Genomic DNA, 7695 nt, shown 5'->3' on the forward strand with positions numbered 1-7695 from the left:
AGTTCCTGACGATATGATTGAATTTAAAAATATTTCAAAACACTATGAACTGAAAGGTCAGAACATACGTGCGCTTGATGAAATTAACCTAACCATTCCTGCGGGAAGTATTTTCGGCATTATTGGTTATAGTGGTGCAGGTAAAAGTACGCTCATTCGTTTAATCAATTTGCTTGAACGCCCTACGCATGGTCAGATTATTATCAATCAAACTGATTTCACTGCCCTAGATGCAAATGCATTACGTCATCAACGTGCAAATATCGGTATGATCTTTCAGCATTTTAATTTAATGCAAACCAAAACGGTTGCAGATAATATTGAAATGCCCTTAAAACTTTTGGGTGTGGCAAAAGCAGAACGCCAAAAGCGTCTCAATGAGTTACTTGAATTTATTGATTTAAAACACAAAAAAGATGCTTACCCCGATGAACTTTCAGGTGGTCAAAAGCAACGTGTCGGTATTGCTCGTGCACTTGCCAACCACCCTAAAGTTTTACTTTGTGATGAAGCAACGTCTGCTCTTGATCCTCAGACAACGCAGTCTGTACTTGAATTGCTCAAAAAAATCAACAAAGAACAAGGCATTACCATTGTTATGGTAACGCATGAGATGGATGTCATTGAATCTGTTTGCGACTATGTTTCAGTTATGGAACAAGGCAAAGTGATTGAAAATGGCTCTACCTTAGAAATTTTCAGCCAACCAAAACACCCAACCACCAAGACCTTTATTCAAACGGTTTTACAGCAACAATTGCCTGTCAATATTTTGAATAATCTTGAAAATAAAAATCATAATAGTATTTATAACTTACAGTTTCTTGGTACATCTGCGCAGGAAACAGTGGTACAAGCTGCTATAAAACAGTTTGATATTAGTCTGAATATTTTATTTGCCAATATGACCGAAATTAATGGCTCAGTGATTGGGCAAATGTTTATTCAGCTTTTAGGTGATGCTGAAATTATTCAACAAACAATCACCTTCTTTGAGAAAAATGGCGTAAAAGTCGAGCAATCAGGAGTTAAAGTATGAGAGATCTGATTGTTCAATGGCTGACACAAGTCACTGCTCCCTTCTGGAAAAGCTCACTAAGCATGGATCAGTTTGTCACAGCAATGCAAGAAACCTGTGTCATGGTATTTTTTGCAATGTTATTTGGCATGATTTGGGGGTTTTTACAGGCAATCTGTTTGTACCTGACTCGACCTGAAGGGATTTTACCGAATGCCTTTATTTACAAAACACTAAATCCAATTGTCAATGCCCTGCGGTCTTTACCTTTTATTATCCTCGCCATTTCGATTATTCCTCTGACCAAGTTTATTGTTGGTACATCAATTGGCACATGGGCGACTATTGTCCCCTTGACTATTTATGTTGGTCCTTATATTGGCCGTCTAATCGAAACCTCTTTACTAGAAGTCAATGATGGCATCGTAGAGTCAGCTCAAGCGATGGGTGCAACAGTTTCACAAATTGTTTTTAAATTTATCATTCCTGAATCACGTAGTTCACTGATTTTAAACCTTACAACGGCAACCATTAGCTTAATTGGTGCAACCGCAATGGCTGGTGCTGTCGGTGGTGGTGGTATTGGTGACCTCGCCATTTCTTATGGCTATCAACGCTTTGATTCAAGTGCTGTTATACTCACTGTTATTGTTTTATTGGTTGTTGTTCAAGTTGTTCAAAGCACGGGGAATTGGTTATCTAAACTCAGATAAGCCTTTGAATATTTATATTAGACCCTCTTTCGAGGGTTTTACTTTATCTAGGCTTTCATTTTATACTCACAAAATAACGATTTAACTCATTCACTTAAATTATCTATTACATGAAAACTCAACCCAATAACAAAGTTAAAATCTTTCAAAAAAATAACGGCTGTAGCATTCATATCAAATTTGATCACTCACTTTTTATCGGGGATATCCTTGTCAATTTTTTTGTGGTTGGCATTTTTTGGTTAGCTGCATCTTTTGCTATTTACGCTGTTCTTTTTGGTTCAGATTCAAATGCAGCGGGGTTTTTAATGATTTGGCTTATCGGCGTAAGTGCATTCACTTATCACGCCATTAGCCATACTTTATGGCTAAGAAAAGGAAGTGAGACGCTTGACCTTAATGATGATAAAATCATTATTATCAAACATATTCCACTCTATTTTCTCACAAAAAATTATGAAGATAGCACTACAATTTTAATTGAAAATCTAGAAAAAATGTATTATTCAGAATATAGTGCTCCAAAAAATCAACTACCAAGTGCAGCAAAAGGCAACCTACATATAAAGAGTAAATTTAAAAAAATTTCATTTGGTATTAGTCTCAACCAACAAGAAGCATCTTTAGTTTTTGATGAAATTAGTAAATTTAAAAACAAAAAATCAGATTCAAGTCCTATTTTATGAAAGTAATCATAAAATACTGAATGCAGATAAGTAAAATAAAAACCACCTATCTTAATGATTAGGTGGTTAGTAATAATAACACTCAGAAATGATTTAAATCCCCTGTAAATCAGCGCTTATTTTTATGAATTACCCCCATAACCATGCAATCTTCTTCATCAATTCAGCACGATATAGCGCCGTCGGATTACATGGATTACGTTGCACTTCATTTTCATAAAAAGCCTGCCATTCCTTAACCATTGCCAAAGTGGTGCCTTTTTCCTGAATTGCTTTCAAATCCTGCTTTTGGATATTTTCAAAACGTGCTTTTGCACCCTCAGGCCCTGTTGCCCAACCGATCACACCTTGCCCAAAAGCAGGTAAACTCATATTATGAGGCGTCTTCGGAATCGCGTTACGTTCAATTTTTTCATTCACCTGACAGGTCTTATCAACAATCCTAGGTGCAATCTGTGCAGTGCTATTAGCATGGCTCACATGAGCCACAACTACGATACTCAAACCTATCGCACAATTTAAAATATGCTGAGATATTTTCAAAAAATTCATTTTTCTTTCCATACTTTAAAACTTATAACTAATATCGGCAACAAACTGACGACCCGACTCTGAATAGACACCATTTGAACCTATATTTGATTTCACACTATCTTGATTTTGCGTATATTTATTATGTTTATTGGTCAAATTATTGATGGTTAAACCCAACGTCAACTGATCATCTCGCCCTACTTTAAAGTCATAACTTGCACGTACATCCCAATTAATTGCACTACCCAACGATTCTTTGTCATAACGTGTTTTAACCACTTCACCATTTGATGCAATTGGACGCTCTGTCACAGGAATTGTTGAACTGACCATCGCATCATAATCTGAACGATAACGGAAGAACTGACTAATTTTCAGCGGTACACTTGTAAATTCAGTATTCCAACCCGCGCGTACTGTCCAAGGTCTTGCAAAATTAGTCGCAGGACGTGTCGCTTCATCAATCACTTCACCATCATATAAAATATACTGCTGATAAGCCTGATCAATAAAAATATTGTCATCATAACTATTAAAATTACGCTGAATATCACTGTAATCAGCTGCAAAATTAAAGCTATGTTTCGCACCTAAAAATTGAATTGGAGTTTGATTTGCAAGACTTAGTGTATATGTTTCAGCTTTACTTGCACCACTGTTGTCATAGATATCAACAATTGGACTCAAGCTGATCCGTTGCCGACGAATTTGATCTTGGTTATCACGATTGACATATTTCAGTTGTATTGCCCAGCCATTCCACAAGGAATGTATTGCAAAAACTGCCTCATCTGCAAATGGCGTATCAAGCTCACTACGATTGACTGCCGTACCTGCACTTGCACTCGTATTTTGCAACCATTCCGCATTTAAATTTTTACGCTTTTCCTGAATACGTAAAAGATTCACACCATCTTGCAGTTCTGTGAAAAGTGCATTATTTGCATAATAACGATTCCAACCTGTTGTAAAACCAAGTCGCTCATTTGCAAAAGGGAAATACTGCAATTGGCTACGTGGAGCAATATTATTATTTTTACTGATGCTGTCGTAATCTAGACGTAATCCCAAACGCAACTTGAGCTGATCATTCAAATTCATTTGATCTTCAACAAAAGCATATCCCTTGTCCTGCTGAACATCGACTGTACCTGCTTGATAGACATTACGAATCGTATTGTATTGCCCCTTTGTACCATCATTACCCACATAACTCAGATCACAATGTGTATCAACACTTCCGTCAATTAAAGTACATGTATCTGTGCCTAAACCATTATTTTTAGAGGGTATAAAATATTGATACATATTTTCAGGACGATCCCATTTTGCGTTGATATGGCTATAACCTGCCCCTATAGTCCATTGATGATGCACATTGGCAAAGGTAATCTCATCAAAAACGGATTTAAGGTTATATTCCCAATTATCCTGAGCCATCTCTAAAGCACCATAACCACCTTCACTACTGATTTTCGCATTCCAATTTTTATCGGGTGATGTATTCCAAGCCACACTTTCATTTGAATCTGAATCTTTCCGATTACTTTGTTTTTGCAAGACAATATTTTGTGTGACTACAGCATGATCAAAGGTACTTTTCAATTCCATATCAAGTGCTAAGTTTTCAATATTGGTCTGATAACCACCGTCTTTTAAACTTGAAACGTACTTTTCACCCTGACTATTTTGATAATACAAACCTAATTTAAGCTGTTGATTTTCATTTAAGTCATAATAAGCATTTGCTGAAAAATCATCAGCAATACGTTTTTGATCATAATTCTCACTAGCATCAAAATCTGATTTCTTTTCAATATCAGACCAACGACGAGACGCAGCTAAACTTAAACCCAATTTTTCTGAAGCACGCCCATAAAGCTGAGTACTCAAACCTTGCTTTACAAAATCTTTTTGATAATCAATATCTGAACCTTGCTCAAATTTTTCTTGTTCTTCAGGACTAATATAATTAAATTTTGTCCAATCACTACTGGTAAAATCATAGTTTATTTTGCCATGTATTTGACCAATTTCAGTTTTTGGTGCGCACGTTTTCGCCTTCACTACCCCACCTGTAAACTCGCCATATTCAGCACTGACATTACTATCAAGCACTTCAAGTTCACAGATTAGATCCATATTAATATTGGCATTTAACGATGAACCTGCAAGCCCGTCCACTGTATTATCTATCAAACCAGAGGCAGGATTTAAACTATTACCAATATTGACATTGTTGAGTAAAAATTTATTGTCGTAAAACAACGCTCCATTAATACTGATATCCGATGCATCAAGCTCTCCCTGTCGACCACTTGCAAGTGATCCATTACCAAACTGTACGTTCGGATTCACCTTTAAAAAATCAGTCATCGTCTTTTGTGTATTGGGCACACGCTGTAATTGTTCTTGGTTATAAATACTCTGACCCACTTCAGATACTGTCGATGCATAAACAACTATTGGCGTCATTTTCGACACTGTAGATTGAGATTTGTCCGAGCGATTGACCTCATTGTTACCTTCTTCATTCATATTCGCCTGATTTCCAACTGCATATGACTGCGATACTGAAAGCACACAGCAAATTGCAGATGCAAGTATAGATAATCGATAGGGCATAACACAGATTCTTAACATTAATGAGAATTGTTATTATTAGTATTTGTATAAATTTTGCAACAATTTTTTGTGAATATTCATCAATTTTCAAATGAATCAATCAAAAAATAAACACGCCCATGCATATTTAAATCATTTCCTATTTCACTAAAAAAATCTAATGTATAGATTACATACATCTTTTTTACAGAGCTTGATATACTCACTTTAGATATAAAGATGAAAATATGCAGGGGAATTCAAAATGTCATTTAAAATTCATGTGATTGATGTTCAAAATCAACTGCAAAACTACATTTGGTTAATTGAAAATACATTTACGAAAAATGTAGTTGCAATTGATCCCACCGAAGCACATTTAGTGACTAAATATTGCCAAAATCATCAATTGAATCTGACACAAGTTTGGCTGACCCATTGGCATAAAGACCATATTGGTGGTGTGCCTGAATTACAGGTAGCACATCAAATTGCAGTATATGGTCCACGAGAAGAATTGAGTCATATCCCTTTTCTCAGTCATCCTCTAAACCATGATGATCATTTTGAATTTGAAGGTTTAAACATCGAAATTATTGCTGTACCTGGTCATACCTTAGGGCATATCGTGTATTTTATTGATGAACTGGATAGCGTATTTTGCGGTGACACCCTCTTTGCAATGGGCTGTGGACGTATGTTTGAAGGAACACCAGAGCAGTTCTATCACTCACTCAATCGCCTTGCAGCACTACCACCACGCACAAAAGTTTATTGTACACATGAATATACGCTGTCGAATGCACAGTTTGCGCTACATATTGAACCCGATAATCATGCCATTCAAAACCGTGCTGCCGAAATTAGAGCACAACGTGAACGAGGTGAAATTACACTGCCTAGCACAATTGAACTGGAACTTGAAACCAATCCATTTTTAAGAGTTGATAGTCCTGCTGAATTTGCACGCATTCGAGCATTGAAAGATAATTTCTAAAGATAGATTCAAAGACAACAATTTCTGCTGAAATTCATTTGGCATTCCAAATTCAAAATTACTATGCTTTGAATGCCAAATCAGCTTATTTTTATATTTCTCAGATGAATTCTTACAACAAATTTTAAGTTTAGCCTAGATATTAAGCAACCTCTTTAAATATAATCAAAAAAATAAATACCAGCACGCTTATTGATCAACAATTGAGTATTAAAAGAGTAAATTATGTGCAAATAAACATAATTTTTTACACAATGATTTATACATTTAAATTGTTTCAAAATCTTCCTTATCTACTTCAAAAACAACACATACATCTATATAAATCAATATTTTATAAAAATATAAAAGTATTTAAATTAAATATAAATCATCAAAATAAAACATTTTCTTACCACAACACACATACATTATGCTCAAAAAATATGATAAAAAAATAATATTAATTTGAATGCCCCTTTAAAAAATTCAGAGCACCCCTATCTATTTTAAATAGCCAAGGAATGAAGGAGAAACTCCATGAAAAAAGTTGTTAAAGCTAAAAATTTAATTGCATTTCGTATCTGGCTTGAAAAGCTTGGGTATTCAGTCAAAAATTTAACTGATAATAAAGGATTTACATTCAGTTTTAAAAAAGAATACGGCTTAGTCACCTGTGATCTTGCGGGAAATAATCTTGCATTTCAGCTAGGTGAAGAGTTTGAAGACCATTTAAAGGCGTAACTTAACACCCTATTTTAATGACTACTGATTTGGCATTCTGTGATCAATTTAAATTAAGATTGTAAACTAAATACTTGACCCTAACACTCTCTTTCAAATTTTGCATTGTGCATTCATGAAAAGTTAAACGATTACACTTTTAAAAATGGAATGCTTATTTTGCTTTAATTAAGACCTGAATCATTCAGGTCTTTTTTATTGTGTATATATTTACCTTTAGAACAATTTATCAAAATCTAAAATATACAGGCATAAAAAAAGGCAGAATAATCATTCTGCCTTTTCTTGTGTTTAATACTTAGATGAATCTTTGATTAATCTCAAATATTAAATACTTAAATAAATGGTGGGGACGGAGAGACTCGAACTCTCACACCTTGCGGCGCTGGAACCTAAATCCAGTGCGTCTACCAATTTCGC

General features: G+C 35.0%; 7 protein-coding genes. 5 read left to right on the forward strand and 2 right to left on the reverse strand.

What is annotated here, in order from left to right; all coding sequences use genetic code 11:
- Positions 1-13: 13 nt before the first annotated feature.
- The 3 genes from ACK1JC_RS08630 (at position 14) to ACK1JC_RS08640 (ending at position 2417) form a co-directional block, all read left to right on the forward strand.
- Positions 14-1039, forward strand: coding sequence for a methionine ABC transporter ATP-binding protein (locus tag ACK1JC_RS08630; RefSeq protein WP_409511454.1), 1026 nt, complete (start codon positions 14-16; stop codon positions 1037-1039).
- Positions 1036-1731, forward strand: coding sequence for a methionine ABC transporter permease (locus ACK1JC_RS08635; RefSeq protein ID WP_409511455.1), 696 nt, complete (start codon positions 1036-1038; stop codon positions 1729-1731). Before ACK1JC_RS08630 ends, ACK1JC_RS08635 begins: the two co-directional genes overlap by 4 nt.
- A 110-nt stretch (positions 1732-1841) precedes the next feature.
- Positions 1842-2417, forward strand: coding sequence for a hypothetical protein (locus ACK1JC_RS08640; protein WP_409511456.1), 576 nt, complete (start codon positions 1842-1844; stop codon positions 2415-2417).
- A gap of 129 nt (positions 2418-2546) precedes the next feature.
- Here ACK1JC_RS08640 and ACK1JC_RS08645 read toward each other — a convergent pair whose 3' ends face one another.
- Positions 2547-2969, reverse strand: a complete 423-nt coding sequence (locus ACK1JC_RS08645) for a DUF4951 domain-containing protein (RefSeq protein ID WP_409511457.1) — start codon at positions 2967-2969, stop codon at positions 2547-2549.
- Positions 2970-2984: 15 nt separating this feature from the next.
- Entirely contained in the window at positions 2985-5576 is a 2592-nt protein-coding gene (locus ACK1JC_RS08650) for a TonB-dependent receptor domain-containing protein (RefSeq protein ID WP_409511458.1), read from the reverse strand.
- A gap of 244 nt (positions 5577-5820) precedes the next feature.
- On the opposite strand from ACK1JC_RS08650, the gene gloB reads away from it, so the two are divergent.
- A complete protein-coding gene (gene gloB / locus ACK1JC_RS08655) occupies positions 5821-6552 on the forward strand; it encodes a hydroxyacylglutathione hydrolase (protein ID WP_409511459.1) in 732 nt (243 codons plus the stop codon).
- Positions 6553-7071: 519 nt separating this feature from the next.
- Positions 7072-7275, forward strand: coding sequence for a hypothetical protein (locus tag ACK1JC_RS08660; RefSeq protein ID WP_409511460.1), 204 nt, complete (start codon positions 7072-7074; stop codon positions 7273-7275).
- The last annotated feature ends 420 nt before the right edge of the window (positions 7276-7695 follow it).

Source organism: Acinetobacter sp. TY2, from assembly GCF_046269225.1.
Lineage (GTDB): Bacteria > Pseudomonadota > Gammaproteobacteria > Pseudomonadales > Moraxellaceae > Acinetobacter.